The sequence below is a fragment of the Flavobacterium sp. LS1R10 genome (assembly GCF_003968825.1).
Classification (GTDB): Bacteria; Bacteroidota; Bacteroidia; order Flavobacteriales; family Flavobacteriaceae; genus Flavobacterium.
Map to the genome: position 1 here is coordinate 115,382 of NZ_RYDH01000008.1, position 17,268 is coordinate 132,649.

At 34.4% G+C, this 17,268-nt stretch carries 15 protein-coding genes and 2 pseudogenes; 2 read left to right on the forward strand and 15 right to left on the reverse strand.

Annotated features, from left to right (window positions below; genetic code table 11):
* Nucleotides 1–484: 484 nt before the first annotated feature.
* Nucleotides 485–841, reverse strand: a complete 357-nt coding sequence (locus tag EKL96_RS13410; RefSeq protein WP_126456257.1) for a type II toxin-antitoxin system HigA family antitoxin — start codon at nt 839–841, stop codon at nt 485–487.
* Between the two features lie 5 nt (nt 842–846).
* Nucleotides 847–1,140 carry a type II toxin-antitoxin system HigB family toxin gene (locus EKL96_RS13415; protein ID WP_126463225.1) on the reverse strand — a complete coding sequence of 98 codons (294 nt, stop codon included), beginning with the start codon at nt 1,138–1,140 and terminating at the stop codon, nt 847–849.
* A gap of 540 nt (nt 1,141–1,680) precedes the next feature.
* Between EKL96_RS13415 and EKL96_RS13420 the strand changes: the two are divergent.
* Nucleotides 1,681–2,097 (forward strand): annotated as a pseudogene (locus EKL96_RS13420) (transposase); the annotation flags it as partial.
* A 293-nt stretch (nt 2,098–2,390) separates the two neighbouring features.
* Here the strand turns inward: EKL96_RS13420 and EKL96_RS14345 are convergent.
* From EKL96_RS14345 to EKL96_RS13450, 7 genes and pseudogenes are all read right to left on the reverse strand, one after another.
* Nucleotides 2,391–2,537 (reverse strand): hypothetical protein, encoded by a 147-nt coding sequence (locus tag EKL96_RS14345; RefSeq protein WP_197037221.1) that lies wholly within the window; start codon nt 2,535–2,537, stop codon nt 2,391–2,393.
* Complete coding sequence (locus EKL96_RS13425) at nt 2,524–3,108, reverse strand: zeta toxin family protein (RefSeq protein ID WP_197037222.1); 585 nt, start codon at nt 3,106–3,108, stop codon at nt 2,524–2,526. Before EKL96_RS13425 ends, EKL96_RS14345 begins: the two co-directional genes overlap by 14 nt.
* Before the next feature lie 574 nt (nt 3,109–3,682).
* Nucleotides 3,683–4,372, reverse strand: a complete 690-nt coding sequence (locus EKL96_RS13430; protein WP_158614829.1) for a hypothetical protein — start codon at nt 4,370–4,372, stop codon at nt 3,683–3,685.
* A gap of 183 nt (nt 4,373–4,555) precedes the next feature.
* Nucleotides 4,556–7,192, reverse strand: coding sequence for a carboxypeptidase-like regulatory domain-containing protein (locus EKL96_RS13435; protein WP_126463229.1), 2,637 nt, complete (start codon nt 7,190–7,192; stop codon nt 4,556–4,558).
* A gap of 26 nt (nt 7,193–7,218) precedes the next feature.
* Nucleotides 7,219–7,989: a GLPGLI family protein gene (locus tag EKL96_RS13440; RefSeq protein ID WP_126463231.1), complete on the reverse strand. Its 771-nt coding sequence runs from the start codon at nt 7,987–7,989 to the stop codon at nt 7,219–7,221.
* A 337-nt stretch (nt 7,990–8,326) separates the two neighbouring features.
* Nucleotides 8,327–8,506, reverse strand: coding sequence for a hypothetical protein (locus tag EKL96_RS13445; RefSeq protein WP_126463233.1), 180 nt, complete (start codon nt 8,504–8,506; stop codon nt 8,327–8,329).
* 311 nt (nt 8,507–8,817) lie between these two features.
* Nucleotides 8,818–9,921: pseudogene (locus EKL96_RS13450) on the reverse strand (tyrosine-type recombinase/integrase).
* A 556-nt stretch (nt 9,922–10,477) separates the two neighbouring features.
* On the opposite strand from EKL96_RS13450, the gene EKL96_RS13455 reads away from it, so the two are divergent.
* A complete protein-coding gene (locus EKL96_RS13455; RefSeq protein WP_126463235.1) occupies nt 10,478–10,918 on the forward strand; it encodes a hypothetical protein in 441 nt (146 codons plus the stop codon).
* A 197-nt stretch (nt 10,919–11,115) separates the two neighbouring features.
* Here the strand turns inward: EKL96_RS13455 and EKL96_RS13460 are convergent, their stop codons facing one another.
* The 6 genes from EKL96_RS13460 to EKL96_RS13485 all read right to left on the reverse strand — a co-directional run bounded on the left by EKL96_RS13460 (nt 11,116) and on the right by EKL96_RS13485 (nt 17,002).
* A complete protein-coding gene (locus EKL96_RS13460; protein ID WP_126463237.1) occupies nt 11,116–12,390 on the reverse strand; it encodes a peptidylprolyl isomerase in 1,275 nt (424 codons plus the stop codon).
* Between the two features lie 33 nt (nt 12,391–12,423).
* Nucleotides 12,424–13,548, reverse strand: a complete 1,125-nt coding sequence (locus EKL96_RS13465) for a peptidylprolyl isomerase (RefSeq protein ID WP_126463239.1) — start codon at nt 13,546–13,548, stop codon at nt 12,424–12,426.
* A gap of 14 nt (nt 13,549–13,562) precedes the next feature.
* Nucleotides 13,563–14,222 (reverse strand): gliding motility-associated peptidyl-prolyl isomerase GldI, encoded by a 660-nt coding sequence (gene gldI / locus EKL96_RS13470; protein ID WP_126463241.1) that lies wholly within the window; start codon nt 14,220–14,222, stop codon nt 13,563–13,565.
* Between the two features lie 3 nt (nt 14,223–14,225).
* Nucleotides 14,226–15,230: a DHH family phosphoesterase gene (locus tag EKL96_RS13475; RefSeq protein WP_126463243.1), complete on the reverse strand. Its 1,005-nt coding sequence runs from the start codon at nt 15,228–15,230 to the stop codon at nt 14,226–14,228.
* A 69-nt stretch (nt 15,231–15,299) separates the two neighbouring features.
* Complete coding sequence (locus EKL96_RS13480) at nt 15,300–16,556, reverse strand: voltage-gated chloride channel family protein (protein ID WP_126463245.1); 1,257 nt, start codon at nt 16,554–16,556, stop codon at nt 15,300–15,302.
* Between the two features lie 35 nt (nt 16,557–16,591).
* The gene (locus tag EKL96_RS13485; RefSeq protein WP_126463247.1) at nt 16,592–17,002 is read right to left on the reverse strand and encodes a RidA family protein; all 411 of its coding nucleotides are present in this window, start codon (nt 17,000–17,002) and stop codon (nt 16,592–16,594) included.
* Nucleotides 17,003–17,268: the final 266 nt, after the last annotated feature.

The window sequence follows — 17,268 nt, forward strand, 5'->3', positions numbered from 1 at the left end:
TGTAATTGCTATTGAATAGCCTAGCCTTTCCAAATGTATTGATAATCTTTTATTACAAATCATCAAAATGACTTTTTATTTGCTGAATGCTTTTGGTTCTTCATTGGCTGTGAGTTTTTCTACTATTGCGCTCTAATAATTCCCGAATATAACGTAAATCCGTTTCGTTGACTAAGAAATGTGTCGCATAGCGATTCTATTTGGGACTTTATTTTGTATCCTAGTTTCTTAACTTTTTATGCTGGTGAAGTTAGCATGTCCACGCTACAAAAAAAGAGGCTCGCTTGCCTCTTGTAATTCTCTCTAAAAACTTTACGACAACTCCATAGTGTTAACGGACGTACAATCGGTTCTCCCGTAAAAACGGGACAGGCTGTTCAACACGGGTTTACCTCATTGAATTTATTTTTGTTGGATTCGGTGATTATAATTCATTGTTGGTGCTGCGCACGCAACGAAACCCTAGCTGTTGGCAGTCGTACTTTTAATAAGTTTGAATTAAAACGTCAGTTGGTATATGAAGCCTTTCGTGTAATTGTCTTATCATTTCCAAAGAAAGCTTTCTTTTTCGGTTTAAAATTTCGCTTGCACGACTTTTCAGACCTATAATATTTGCTAAATCATTTTGGTTGTAACCCATTTGCTCCATTCTAAATTTAATTGCTTCAATGGGGTCTGGTAAGCTGATAGGAAATTTTTCATTTTCATATTTGTCAATTAAAATACCGAGCACCTCAAGTTCGTCTCCTTCAGGAGAGCCATTTTTTGCATCAAAGATTATTTCAAGTCTTTGTAAAGCTTGATTGTAATCGTTTTCTGTTTTTATAGGTTTAATTTCCATAATATTTAAATTTCATTTGCATTAATCTTGTCATATTCTGCATGCGTTCCAATAAATCGAATCCAAATCATTTGATATTCATAAGTTAGTTTAACTATCAATCTGTAATTATTTCCTTTAATATTGAAAACTATTCTATTGTCATTTAAAATACTAGCACTAGGATAATCTAACTTTATTTCGTTTGGGTTTTTCCATTCAGCTGTACTTGCTTCTTGAAACCATGATTTTAATTGTTGTTCACAATCACCATGTATCTCCCAAAAGTCTTTTAATATTTTTTTAGCTACTACTCTCAAATGTATTAATTTTTTTCAAAGATAATAAAAAAAAGTTCCCGAAATGGGATTTCTATTTTTTCCGTCGCAAGTGTGTATGACTGCCAACGTCAGTTCGTCTAAAAATCTCTAAACGAACTGTATTTTGTTACTCATTGAGTAAATACCTGTGATTTAAACTACAATTAAAATTCGTTCTGGCAAAATTCGCTTATGAATATTAAAATATAACAGTCCGTAAAAAGGGTTAAAAATTGTTTTTAGAGTCCCAAAATATAAAGCCATCTTTTTTAGGAGATTGCACTGAATACGAACAAATCCGGAGCAAAGTGAACACCTCATTCCGGTTCAAACTGGACAGTTTTGATGATAATTTTTAGCTTCGATAGCGCGGATTTGCAATCCGTGCCCGTAAACAATATCGAAATAATTCTAATAAAACCACTTCTATTTCACACTCTAAACGGGCACAATTTCTTGCTGAATCATTCTCTTTGTGGGCACGGATTGCAAATCCGCGCTATCGTTGTCCGAAAAATTAGATATCCGCGCGATCGGGGATATCTAGGACGTTACACTCATAAAATTGCCATTAGTAACAATCGAATTAAAAGCATTGACAATGAAAACGTAACTTTTGTTTACAAGGATTACCGAGTAGCGGGCGTTAAAAAACAAATGACGCTCACGCATAAGGAGTTTATTAGAAGATTTTCGTTGCATATTTTGCCCAAACGTTTTGTAAAAATACGGCATTATGGATTTTTGAGTAGCACCTGGAAACGAAAAAAACTAAAGCTTCTACAAGAAAAGCTCAAAGTAAAAGTGTTAGAAAAAGCAGAGAAAAAGACCTTTATGCCTAAATGTCCGTGTTGTAAAACGGGCAATTTACATCGGATAGCGGTTTTTGACCAGCGAGGTCCACCTGCTTGGTATCTTGGCGGTAGCCAAAGTTCAAATTCCTGTCCCGCTAATTAGCGGGATGGGTAAGGGAACTTGTGCTCAAAAGTGATGAAAAACACGAAAAAAAACAAGCTGAAACCACGCTACAAAAAAAGAGGCTCGCTTGCCTCTTATAATTTTCTCTAATTTTTTTTCGATAAGAGCATAGCGTTGACGGACGTACAATCGGTTCTCCCGTAAAAACGGGACAGGCTGTTCAACCCGGATTTACCTCATTGAATTTATTTTTGTTGGTATTCGGTGATTATAATTGATTTTTCGTGCTGCGCACGCAACGAAACCCTAGCTGCTGGCAGAAGTGCAAATATTTACGGTTTTAGTCTTACGATTTGGTTATCTTTCAATATTATCAATTCGCTATTCATTTTCTTTTTGAATTCGATTAGTTTTTCATAAACTTTATCCATTCCTTCTAAAATCTTGGTTTGATTTAATGTTCTTTTATGCTTTTTCATTGTAATATTTTTTAAGTTTATCGAATTTCATTTCATTTAAAATGTTTATTTCTGTTTCTAAAGTTTTTTCAGCAATCAATTCAGGTTTCCCTCCTGAATTATCAAAAATCATAACTTCATCAACTATTGAAAGATAAATTTCAAATAAGTTTTTAATCCCGTTTTTATATCTACGTCGAATAACTTCTGTCTCTATATTATGTCCACCTTCCAATACTCGTGTTTTTACTCTTTCAATTGCCAAATCTACGTTTTGCAACCAAAAAAAAAGTAAAGTAACAGTATAATTTTTACTCTGAGCTTTTATTACTTTTGACTTATAACTTTTGGTAGCTAAAGTAGTTTCAAAAGCAAAATTTTCATTAATTTCAAGAAGTTCATTAACTCTCTTTATCATTATTCTTCCAGCTTCAAATGAAACTTTTTCGGGCTGAAATGGCGATAATCCTTTCGCTATTTCGTCAGCATTTACAAATTCTTTACAGTCTAAAATATCAGGTAAAATAGTAAAAGAAGCGGTTGTTTTCCCTGCTCCGTTGCAACCTGCAATTATGTAAAGGTTTTTATTCATAATTGCAAATATAATCAAATTCAAAATTGGAAACTATTCTTTTTCGATTTCTGGATTTTTTTGAGATTACTGCCAACGTCAGTTCGTCTAAAAATCTCTAAACGAACTGTATTTTGTTACTCATTGAGTAAATACCTGTGATTTAAACTACAATTAAAATTCGTTCTGGCAAAAGTTGCTTTATAGATATTCCGGGTCAAACTGGACCGGTGATTCCGGAGCAAAGTGAACACCTCATTCCGGTTCAAATTGGACAGTTTTGATGATAATTTTTAGCTTCGATAGCGCGGATTTGCAATCCGTGTCCGTAAACAATATCGAAATAATTCTAATAAAACCACTTCTATTTCACACTCTAAACGGGCACAATTTCTTGCTGAATCATTCTCTTTGTGGGCACGGATTGCAAATCCGCGCTATCGTTGTCCGAAAAATCAGATATCCGCGCGATCGGGGTTTTTTTGGTTTAAAATATCATATAACGTCCCGCTACTACAGCGGGTTTGTGACTAAATTAAGTCCTATTTTCGGATTTGCCAAATATTCACAAATACAAAACCATTTTCCCATTCAGCTAAATGCCCAAATCCGTTTTAGTAGCTGTTATGCCTAGTTTTTTATCGTCAACAATCCTCTCAACCAAATCTCGGAATGTTTGAATATTTCCAGTCTTTATACTTCTTTTGTATATCCAGTTCGGAAATATTTTGTCAATCCAATATTTAAATCGTCTTTCATTTTCTAATTTCCCATATTCAAGCTTGTCAAAAGTCTTTAAACCAGTTAAAGTTACTTCTTCCAATAGTGGAGAAAAATTCTTGTTTACGTTTAGAAACTCTTCAATTTTTGTAGAAGGTTTCAAGTTGGAAACATCAACACCTTTGTTTTTTAGATTTCTCTTTAATGTTATAAAAATTGCTGTTGTTAAACATTCCGCACCTAAAATTTTAATAGGTTTGATTATTTCTTTTTCAGCAATAGTTGATAAAAAGATACAAAGTTCTCCCAGAGTTTTTTTGTCATCAGGATTTAAGATTCTGTCCCAAGTTTTTAATGGCACATTAATTCTGAATTCTTGATTTAAAAATTCAGCAAGTTCATCCCAAGGCAATAAATCTTGAGCATCACGCCATTCATAAATTAAGGTCTCCTTTGTTAATACAAAAGTTTCATTGGCCATTATGTCAAGTGGACTGCAAAGTCTATGCTGTTCTTTAAATATTTCAAAAAGTTCGTCAGGTGTATATGTTGTATTATCGTTCATTTCTTTTGTCCTAAAATTAGGCATAACGTTATGCCACTTTGAGATGGCTGGAAATTCGTAACCGCTCCATTTTCGACTTAACGAAAACATGATGCGAAACGTTAATTCCACTAAATCACAGACTAAATCAAAACGGCTGTTGCAAGATGCCTTTCTTGTTTACTTTGTTACGATTGTTTATTTTCAAAACCTATATTCCATTTTTAATAGCATATATCTTGGCATTAATCTATATTCGGTTTGTGAAATATTAATGTCAGAAATACTGTAATTCCGAAATGTTTCTGTATTGAAAAGATTATTACCAGATAGAAAAAACGTAAGTTTATTTTCTTTAACCACATAACGCGCTTCTAAATCTAAAAAATAATATTTGTTATTGTCTTTATCTAAATTTCCAAAAAAATAGCGTTCAGATTGTAACTGAATATTAAATTTATCACTAAACATAAACGATAAATCTAAAAAACTCATATTATCTGTAAATGAATTTTTTATGGTAGTTTCTACTTGGTTGTAATTCCATTTTGAGCCAATGTGGTAATTAAAAAAACCTCTAAAACCAGAACGCAATTCAAAACCATAATCCGCATTGAAGTTTTTAACTTCTCTTAAATTTGAATTGTTTACGATATTTTTAAAATTAGTTTTGTTTGCTCCTAAATTGATTTTTAAGTTGGACTTTATAGGTTTAAAATAACGGTCGATGCTTGAAGAAATAGACAAAAATTCACGGTCTTTGATGATGATTTTTTCGGATTGTGAATAATTTTGAGCAATGATAGAATTATTGCTAAAAAAATCATTGTTTGTAGAGTATAGAATAAACGTATTGGCAAAAAACTTGTCGCCCCAACTGCCATAAGTATAATTTAAAACGGCACTTGATGAATTCAACTGATTAAATTCCTCTAGACCTTTTGAAAAAGAACGAAAACCTGTTTGTACAAATCCAGAATATACATCTAAAACGCCTGCATTTGTAGTGTTGTAAGAATAGGATGTTAAGATTTTGTTTTTGTCGTTAATTTTCCAATCTAACCCAATTTTTGGCATAATGTAAAAAGGATTTTGAGTGGTTTTTTCTTCAAAATTTGCTAATTGATTGAATAATTGATGAAAATCTGATTGGGTTAATAAAGTGAAATTTTTTAATTTAAAATCATATTTAGCGGATAAATACAAATCGTTTGTGGTATAAGTTAAGTTATTTTGATACCCATTTGGAAAAGCGAGATTGTTTTCATTTTGCAACAACTCAAAACTAGTGTTTAAATCATCAATTCGTACCTGATTGCCGATTTTTAGTTCTAACAAATCGCCATTTCTCTTTTTGTCTAACAAATGAGCTTCCAACCCTGCAAACTGCATTTTGTTTTTGCTGAATTGTTTGGTGTTATTTGCGTTTTCTGTAAACAAATCATTAAAAATAAACTGATTAACTGAGTAATTTTGTAGCGTTTTCTCGTTGATGTATCGGCTTGAAAGTAAAAAAACTTTATTCTCTTTGAATTTGTTAGTAAAAACTATTTTTTGGTCAAAAAGTTGGTTGTTTGCATTTAAACGTTCGTTTAGTAAATCATTGTTGAATAACAAATCGCTTCTGTTTTTTTCGTTGGTTTTATTGAATTTTCCTGTATATGCAAAAGTTTTAGTTTTGGTAATATCGTAGGTTAAATCTACTTTTCCAAAGCCTGTGAGTTGTGTTTTTCTGCCCACAAAATTTTCGGTATTTGTAAATGTTGTATTTTCAACAGAAAATTGCTGCAAACTATTTCTGAAAAAATCAATTTCATCAGTATTAAGAAAACCTAAAATTTTGAGTTTAATTTTATCAGAAAGTGTAAAAATACTATTTAAAGATAGCATTTCGGCATTGTTGAGATTCACTCTTTTTTGTTTTAAGTTTGGCGTATCAATACCTAAACCTAACAATGTATTTGCTGTTTGGTCATCGCCAATACTTGCAGGTTCATCAAAACGATAAGGTCTTATTAAATTGTTAATTTCGCCTGTGGCATCCTCGCCAATATTATTGATATTTGTTAAAAAATAATATTTATTTTTTTTTCCAAAGTTCATTAAATTACTTCTAACTTCATAACGATTTTCTGACCCCAAACCATAACCAGCTGAAATATTGCCAAACCAAACACGCTTTGCATCTTCTTTTAGGGTTAAATTTAGTGCTACTTTATTGCTATTCTCTATTCCTTTTAGATGTTTGTTATTTGAATAATGCTGATAGATTTCTACTTTCTCTACTGGGTTTACAGGCATGTTTTTAGTCAAAATTTTATAACCTCTTTCGAACATATCATCACCATCAATCATTACTTTTTCCACTTCTTGATTGCCTACTTTGATAGTTCCATCTGATGTAATATTAAGGCCTGGAATTTTTTTTAGTAAATCCTCAATCACTTGCTCATTGCCTTGAATAAATGACTTTGCAAGAAACGAAATCGTGTCTTTTTTGATAGTAATTGGTTTTTCGGAAGTGATAATTACTTCATCTAAAATGGTAACTTCATCAACAAGATTTATGTTATAAACGATTGATTCATTGTTAATAAGTAGAGGAATTGTTTTTCTTTCATAATTAATACTCGAAAATTCAAGAAAATACTCTCCATTTGGAATGTTGTGAATTTCGTAATCACCATTTTCATTGGTGAATGTATAATTTATAATACTTAAATCAGTTGATTTCTTTAAGACTACATTTATTAAAAAGGCAGGTTTTTTTTTATTGTCTCCTACCTTTCCAATTATATTCCATTGAGAATAACAATTTATACTGATTGTAATTAAAAACATTAATATACAATTTTTAGAGTTCATTGCTATTCAATTTTCTTTTCTATTTCATTATTGTCATCTTCTGTCATTTCAATAGATGCACCTCGTGGAAGTTTTGCTAATAATTTTGTTCTAAATATTTTTTCTGATTTTTTATCATAATCATCTCGTAATGTGGAATAAGTATTAATTGTTATATTGTTTGTATAAATAGTTTTAGGTATTTTCAAAGTAGTTTTATGAGGTATTTTAATATTTTCTGCTATAAAACTAACCTCCCCTTTATCATCTTGCACTTTTAAAATTAGCCCAGGTAAACCTGAGAATTTCCACGGACCAACAGGTAGCGGAATTTGTTCAGTGTACCACGCTGTATAGACTCGTCCTCTAAATTTAGTGGTAGCTTTCTTGCAATTATAATTTTTTATTTGGGATGTTTCTTGATGCAAAACCCACTTTATGCTAAAAGGTTCTATAATATTGTATTCTTTAAAGCTTTCTCCATCGTTTTCAGTTAGATAAACTTTAGAAATAATTTCTTTTTTTTTATAATTTACAAGAATAAATGGATGTATGCTATCTGGCCATTTTCTATTTAAAGTCGTAATTCCAGTTTCTTCATTTGCAATAGCACTTTCAGGTTTTATCTTTTTTATCAAACTATATGTTGATTGATTTCCGTTAATTATGAGTTCTTCATAAATTGGAGCATAACTGTTTTTTAAAAGTAAAGATTTATAAGTTATTTTTGCATTGGTTTGACAATATGAAGTAAACGCAATCAAAAAATTTATAAACAGTATGTATTTTTTCATCTTTTTAAATGTTTTTGTAAAAAAAAGATTGCCTAAAAGTTTTTTTGTTAAATAATTTAACAGTAAGCCATTTAGACAATCTGTTTTAGTAATTAAAATTAATTTTCATTATTATTTATTGAAACCAACTCCCTATTTTAAACTTAGCGCAAGTCCATAATGATTGATCGTGCAAGGTGATTGTGTAAGACTTTCCGTCAATCATGAAATTCCCTGAACAGTCCATAACTTCCATAGACTCTTTAATATTATGTTCTCTATTATTTGCATATGACTCTGCAAATAAACAATTACAAAATAGGACTAAAATTATAAATTTATTTCTCATAATATAAAATTATTGAATCATTGCTTTTATTAGGGCTGCACAGCTAGTTCCGTGAACTGTAATAGTATAACTTTTCCCTGTTGTATTGTCTTTAATAGTCATTTTACAATCTTCTACAAGTTTTTGTTGTGCTACTACCGAAGAAAATAAAGCGATAGTCAAAATTGATGTTAAAAATAATTTTTTCATTTTAAAAAGTATTGTGCTTCAATCTTTGCAAGTTCTTCTGGAACGTTAAGGCAGTCAAAGATTTTCTACTATTGTTTTCCCTTATGGGTTTCTGCCCGCTACAAGTAATTTATTTTCTTCCGTTAGGTGTTATTTCGTCTTTTATAAGAGCCATTTCGTAGGCTGAACGTTGAAATTTTACACGAACGTTGTTCATAAGGTTTCTTGCAACTTGTCTATACTCGCTATAAAGTAGCGACTATACACCCTGTTTTGGGTAGATTGTCGCTATTGAGCAGCGCATTGCGATTCAAATATAATAAATTAATTTCTTACAAATCATCAAATGGGCTTTTTATTTGTTGCAAACTTTTCGTACTTACGTGAGTATAAATTTCGGTGGTTTTGCTGCTGCTGTGTCCCAATAATTCTTGTATATATCTTAAATCGGTGCCACTTTCTAATAAGTGCGTTGCGTAGCTGTGTCTGAGCCAATGTAAGGTGGCTGGTTTTGTGATCCCAGCTTTTTGAAGCGCTTGTTTCAACACCTATTGCAAACTTCTATCATCGTAGGGTTGTCCTTTGATTTGTCCTTCAAATAAATAAGATATAGGTCTATAAACTTTATAATACTCACGAAGCATTTCTAATATTTTTAGACTTAATGGCACAATCCTGTCTTTTTGACCTTTGGCGTTTTTTAGCAAAACTATGTTTCGGTTAGCATCGATATGAACGGGTCGAAGTGCTAATAATTCACCACAGCGTAACCCACAACTATAAATCAGACTCAACATCATTTTGTGCTTAATGTTGCTGTGTGCATTCAAAATCAATTTTATCTCTTCTTTGCTCAATACATTTGGCAAAACCTTAGCCCGTTTTGGTCGGTGAATTTTGTCAATTTCGATTTTGGTGTTTTGTATAGTTTTAAAATATAGCTTAAGGGCGTTTGTAATTTGGTTTTGATACGAAGCCGAAAGATTGTTTTTCAAAATGTATTCATTATTGTACACAATTACATCTTCATTGGTAATTTCAGCAATAGGTTTTTGGTTATAAAAAACCAAGAAGCATTTCAAAGCTTCACTATAGGTAACAACCGTACTTTGGCTATACCGCTTGGAACGCATCCATTGCTTGAGTTTCTCGATTTGAGCAATGCCTTCAGGTGACGGAAAGGAGTAGGTAAGTGCTGGGATTTTAAACCGAATTCTATTTTCTTCCGTATCTGGAATGTGCCAAGCGACTAAAGATTGGCTCCATCTGGAACCGGCTACTGTTTTTATTCGAGTAATTAATTCTTGATTTTTTTCGAAATAGACCGCGATTCTTTTCTCTTTTTTATGTGTAATAATTTTAGCATTCCAGCTCATACTATTTCTTTTGGTGGTACTAAAGTAGCCATTTATTGTCATCTTTCCAAAATAGCGCATTGGTTCAGGTGCTAGTTAAAACAATGTGCTTCAATGTGTTTTGCTTTTGGATTCTAAAAATAATATAGGATTATCATTTAGAATGGTATCCGTACAGACTTTAATACTGCCGTCAAATCTATTACATTTTTAGTCCAGCATTAATGATTAAGCAGCAAGAAAAGGATATAGATACAAGTATTAAAAAAAGTGCTGCCACAGCGAAGGCTGATAAAAGATTTTTAAAGATGCCTGATGAATTAATCGGTGTAAATGGGTGAAATCTCAGGAAAGAAATCCAGCGCTGGATTAAAACAAAACCTTAAATTGTAGTTTTAACGATGGGGATTAAAAAAAATTGAGCACTTTGCCTCCCCGAAAACCGATCCTACTCTGTAGTTTGGCAGCTGGTTTTTTTATACTCGGCTAGATTACTAAAAAGTCTTCAGTTTTTAATGATAAAAAGGGCAAACATTATAAAAACTTTGCGAACTTTGCGTTCCATAATCAGGATTGGAAAAGGAGCTGTTGCAATACACATTGATTTTTCTATTCACTAAAAAAAAACAGACTACGTATGAAAATAAATCCAAAACACGGCATCGATAAGCTTCTTTTCGGGATGAAACAAAATGATGTTACGGCGCTTTACGGGAAACCAGATCGCAATTATAAGGATGAGGATGATAATGTAATTTTTGCTTACAACAAACTCAAAATGCGCTTGACATTCTATAAGGAAGAAGAGCTGAAATTGGGGTACATTGTCGCATCAAGTCCGGAGTTGGAATTATTTGGATACAAATTGATCAACAGAAAAATTAGTGAGGTCAAAAAAGATTTGGTTACCAAAGGAATCACTAAATTTACTCAGGAAGAGTTTGATACGTTCGAAAATTACTTCAACGAGGAAAACTGGATCATTTTTCAAACAGAATTTGATGAGGTGGTGAAATTTGAGATTGGTGCAATTATCAATCAGAAAGATGAATTTGACTGGAAATTCACAAAGAAATAATAGTGTTGGTTTACGTCTGATTGCACGCAGATGACACGGATGCCAGAGGAAAAACGAATTTTAAGTATTTTTTAATCAGTGTAACCCAGTTTAAATCCGCATACTGAATAAGATTTATCTAAATGGATTAAATAATAAACCCGACAGTTTTCCTTTGATGAGAATTGTCGGGTTTTATAATTGTCAAATATTTTATTTTATTGTTTTGGAGTTGGCTGTTTTTCCAGCATTTCTAATTCGAACACAAGCATTGTATTAGGCGGAATAACGCCTCCGGCACCTCGCTCGCCATACGCCAGATTGGATGGAATAAAAATGACTGCTTTATCGCCAAAAGCCATATTGTCAAGTCCTTCAATAAATCCGGGTATCATGCCGTCTTTTTTTCCGGCTTCAAACGGGAAGGCTCGGTATCCGTTTTGGGCGGCACGATTGGCATCAAATTTCCCGTAGACTTGATTGACTTCTTCATAGCTACTGTCAAATAGGGTTCCGTCCTCAAAATAGCCTGCGTAATGAAAATAAAATGTTGCTCCGTTAGCAGGTTTTACTCCGGTTCCTTTCTCTGTTATCTTGTACGCTAATCCGGAAGGTGTGATGGTTGCTGTCGCTTTAGCAGCGGCTAAATAGGTTTTTTTAGCGGTTACTACAGCACCGTATTTTTCCATGTATACTCGTTTAGCTTCCGCTTCCAGCGCTTCTCTTTTTACTTTGTTTTCCGCTTCAAAAACAGCTTGTTTTGCTTTATTTTCAGCGTTTGCCAGGTCTTGTTTCTTCTGGTCTTCGGATTTATTGTTGAAATAATCAGCGAATACTTTTGGCGCATCAAATTTTTTGGCCAAAGCGCCTTTTCTCACAATAGTAATCTTTGTAATTACATCGCTTTGCGCAATAGCGTTCACGATGGCCATTCCTTGGGTTACATGCCCAAAAACGGAGTGCTTACCATCTAACCATGGCGTTGCTTTATGGGTGATAAAAAACTGGCTTCCATTAGTTGCAGGTCCAGAATTAGCCATAGAAAGAATACCGGCTTTGTTGTGTCTCAAGTCCGTAAATTCATCTTTGAAACTATAACCTGGGCCACCGGAACCATTGCCGGAAGGATCTCCAGTCTGTATCATAAAATCTTGTATGACACGGTGAAATTTCAGAGCGTCAAAGAACGGTTTTCCTTTTAGTTTGTCATCAGTGACAAAAGTGTTTTTACCTTCTGCCAATGCAATGAAGTTCGCAACGGTAACCGGTGCTTTTTGGTAGGCTAGTTCCACTACAATGTCTCCTTTGTTGGTAGCAATTGTTGCAAAAATTCCCTCAATAACTACCGGAGCTTTTACCGCAGGTTTCACCGGTTTTTTTACAATTGCTTTTGCTGTTGTCACCGGTTTTTTGGCAGGAATAGATTTCTTGACCGTTTGGGAATGTACATTGACCATTCCCAGAAACAATAAAACCAGAATTTTAAATTTCATAGTGTACTAATTTAAAGGCTTATTTTCTTACTATTATTGAGGCATTTTTTCTAATAATTCAATTTCAAAAATGATGTTGGCATTAGGCGGAATCACACCTCCGGCTCCAGCTGCCCCATATCCCAATTGGGATGGAATAAAAATCACGGCTTTGTCTCCAAACGATAATTTTTCGATGCCTTCAATGAAACCAGGAATCATGCCATCTTTTTTACCAGCTTGGAAAGGGATGGGTTGGTAGCCGTTTTGAGCGGCTCTGTTTTCATCGTATTTTCCAAAAGTTTGGGCAATACTTTCGATACTAGCATCAAATAATTCAGCATTTTCAAGAAAACCGGCGTAATGAATGAAGATGCCAGTACCAATAGCAGGTTTTTTACCCCCGCTTTTTTTGGTGATCACGTATTGCAGTCCTGTTTTGGTTTTTGTTGCTTTGGCTTTCAATTCGGCAAAATAAGCTACTTTTTGTTTGCGGACTTCTTTGTATTTCTCGTTGTAAACTCGCTTGTTTTCAGTATCTACAGCTGCTTTTTCCTTTTGATTTTTATTTTCTACAGCAAAATAATCATTGAATATTTTTACTGCGTTAAATTTTTTAGCCGCTTCTCCATTTCTGATAATGGTAACTGTATTGATGTAATCGTTTTGTTGAATTTTGTTCACGACCTCCATCCCTTTTTCGACTACATGACCAAAAATAGTGTGTTTGCCATCTAGCCAAGGTGTAGCAAGATGCGTGATAAAAAACTGACTGCTGTTGGTGGCCGGGCCGTTATTGGCCATAGCCAGAACGCCTCCTTTATCAAATTGCAAATCAGTAAATTCATCTTTGAACTTGTAGCCGGTATCACCAGAACCCGTTCCTAGCGGATCTCCGGTTTGTATCATGAAGTCATTGATGACACGATGGAATTTTAAACCATCAAAAAAAGGTCTTTTTTTAAGATTTTCATTGGTCACATAATCATTTTTCCCTTCTGCTAATGCCACATAATTTGCTACTGTAATAGGGGCCTTTTCAAAATTTAATTGTACGATGATGTCCCCTTTATTGGTTTCAATTTTAGCGTATAAACCGTCTGGAAGATCGCTGTGTTCTTCTTTACAGGAGTAAAATGAGGCAATTGCCAGGAATGCGAGTACGATCTTTTTTTTCATTTCTAACTTTATTTTTATTGGTTTATAGTGTCTTTAGGTGTACTGGTGGGCGGTACTTGTTGTTTGCTGGGAGCTGGGAGTACAACTGTTTTTACTGGTGTTTCGTTCTCTTTTTTATAAGTTGCTTCCGATTTAAAGTCACGCAGCGTAACCGTGCAGATTAAGGGCTGGTTGGTGCCAATTTTTTTGTCATCACCATGGTAACCGTACCCCATATTTGATGGAAAAAGAAAGGTAACTTTCTCGTTTTTACGCATTAGTTTGATGCCGTCTCGCAATCCCATCATAATGTTTTGTTTGTCAACATAATAGATTTGAGGTCTTAGCTCTACTTCAGAATAAATGATGGCTCCCTTTAAATCTTTTATCTCGTAATCAAAAAAGGCTACATCTCCTTTTTTTGGCGTAAGCGTATCGGTTTCATTCCGGGTTTGATAGGTGTACCAATATCCTTTTTTTGAGGCAAGGTATTTTATCTTTGGGTCGCTTTTGATTAAAGCCTCAATTTTATCTTCTTCGGTGGCCACCAGTTTTTTGTTGCGTTGAATTGATTTTTTCATGAAACTTCCCGAAGCTTGCGAAAGGGGTCTGCGCGCCTCCTGATGCTGCTTGCAGCTTGACATAACCAGAATCAAAAAAAAGACCAGTGCAATAGGCGTACTGAATTTTAACATGGATTATACTTTTAGCGTTGTTACTAAATCTTCGAATTTTTTGATAGTTTCTGTCATTGATGTTTCTGATTTCCCTCCGGCTGCATTGCGATGTCCGCCACCATTAAAATGGTCTCTTGCAAATTGATTCACATCAAAATCGCCTTGGGAACGGAATGAAATTTTGATGATTTTTTCTTCTCTATTTTCTATAAAGATAGCTGTAAAAATGATTCCTTTGATACTTAATCCGTAGTTTACAATACCTTCTGTATCGCCTTTTACATAATCAAACGAATTTAATTCGTCCTGGCTAAGAGTCGTGTAGGCTGTTTTATGTTCCGGAAGTACTTTCATGTTTTGGAGCGCTCTTCCTAGTATTTGCAAACGTCCAAAGGAGCTGTTGTCAAATAATAAGCTTGGGATTTCTGTGTTCTCAACGCCTAAATCGATTAATTCAGCCACAATCTTATGGGTTGTTCCAGTTGTTTTTGGAAAACGAAAAGAACCGGAATCGGTTAGGATTCCAGTATAAATGCAGGTTCCGATAGTCTTGTCGATATCTTGCTTTTTTCCAAGGAATAAAATGAAGTTGTACACCATTTCACAAGTTGATCCAAAGGCCGTATCAGAGTAGGTGATCGCGGCATAATCATCCGGTTTTTGATGGTGGTCAATCATGATGAAGGGTGCCTTTAGCTGGGATAAAACCTTCTCCATATCGCCGGTGCGGTACAAGGCATTAAAATCTAAGGTAAAAATCAGATCGGCCTCTTCAAGGATTTTTGTGCAATTTTGTTTGTCTTTTTCAAATATTTTAATCGTTTCAGAGCCCGGCATCCAAGCCAGAAAATCTGGAAATTCATTGGGAGAAACAACAACGGGCTGGTGTTTGTTTTTTAATAAAAAATGATATAAAGCCAGGGTAGAACCCATGGCGTCGCCATCAGGGCCTCGGTGTGGGATTATGGCAATCTTTTTAGGAGTTGCTAATAACAACTGTATCGCTTGAATGTCTTGTATTTTCATAGATTGCGAAATTACATTTTTTTACTGTAATGTTGAAATGAATTATACAATTAACAAACTTTTAGAGGGTTATAAAAAGTCGGTGTTTCTTCTTTTTAATTTTTGGTACAAATGGTATTTTGCTCCTTTTACAATTTGGGCGTTGTAAATCCCCACGGAACCGGATGTAAAGTAAGCGATGCAGCACGCTAGACCAATAAAAATACCGCTTTCAACACCAAAAATTTCCATTCCCATGACCGTGCAAGCAATAGGTGTATGGGTGGCTCCGGAAAAAACAGCCACAAACCCCATGCCTGCCAAAAGGGCAATTGGCAATGGCACAACCAGCGATAAGGCACTTCCTAAAGTAGCGCCAACAAAAAATAGCGGGGTTACCTCGCCCCCTTTAAATCCTGCTCCCAGCGTAAATCCCGTAAAGAGTATTTTTAGTAGGAAATCATAAGAAGCATTTGGACTCGAAAATGCCTCAATAATCATAGGAACTCCAAGTCCAATGTATTTTGTAGTTCCAATAAAATAGACGGCTAATGCAATGAAACATCCTCCCACAAAAGGGCGAAGAGGCGGAAACGATATGGTTTTAGAAAATAACCGACCCCAAAAGTGTGTGCTTCTGGAGAAAAGCATGGCGACCAAGCCAAACAAAATACTTACGAGAACTACCCAGAATAAGGTAATGAAAGTAATTGAAGGGACAAAAGGAATAGCATAATGCGTGTGTTGTACCTGCCAAAGTTCCACGGTGAAATAAGCGATATAGGCAACAAAAAACGATAATAGGATGCTTTTTAAATTGATTTTACTAAAAAAAACAACTTCCAAAGCAAATAAGGCTCCGGCTAAAGGGGTGCCAAAAATGGAAGCAAATCCTGCGCTGATTCCCAGAATGAGTATTGTTTTTCTTTCGGAAGCGTCAAGCTGAAATAGTTTTGTGAACTGATCCGCAATAGCACCTCCCATTTGTACTGCTGTTCCTTCACGGCCGGCTGAACCGCCAAAAAGATGGGTGATCAAGGTGCCAAAAAGTACCAAAGGCGCCATTTTGAATGGAATAATTTGCTGCGGATTTTCGTATTCTTTTAACAATAAATTATTCCCCTTGACGACTGATTTCCCCCAATAGTAATATCCCAGTCCTATTGCCAAGCCACCTATTGGCAAAAGCCAGATGATCCAGTTGTTGTTGTCTCGGGTTTGGGTTACCCATTCTAATGCTACCAGAAAAAAAGCAGATGCCGATCCGGAAAAAATACCTATTAAAATGCAAATGAAAATCCATTTGAGCAGGAGTGTCGTAATTTTTTTAGTTTTTTCTAAACGCATTAGTGGAAAGGGGGCAAAGTGTTTGTGCAAAAGTATTATAATCCGTCTTGAATTAATGATTTTTCAGGGGCTATTGCTGTAAATTCTATTTCAACTAGATATTCAGGACCGACTAATTTGCTGATTTCATAAAAACCAGTGACAGGTTTTATATCTTTAAAAAATTGAGCATGAGCCTTAGCAACGTATTCAAAAGTAGTAATGTCAGTAGTGAAAATTCGGGTTCTGATAACATCTTTCATACTTGCATCCAAGTCTTCAAGAACTTTTTCGACACGTTCTAAAATATTAAGCGTTTGCGCATAGGCGTCATTAGCTTTTACTTTTTTGCCGTCAACTAGTGCGACAGTTCCGGAAACCTCAATAGAGTTGCCAATGCGTACGGCGCGGCAATATCCCATTTTGTCTTCCCATGGCGAGCCTGTCAGTATGTTTTCTCTTTTCATTGTAGTAGTGTTTAAAGGTTGTTTAGTGTTATGGAAGGCGATGCTTTGGTATGGCATACTATTTGCAAGTTATAAAAAAAAGCGAAATAAAATCACCCGTTTTGTAATTAAAATGTTCCTTTTATGTACCGGTTTTTTATGGTGTTTGGGTATCCAAAATGGAATAAAATCGGAAATTATAAGTTATAAATGAAAGTTAAATTAGTGCTTCATTTTTGATTAAGTACAATAGGTTTTTTATTTTTAAATTTTTACAGGTACAAAAA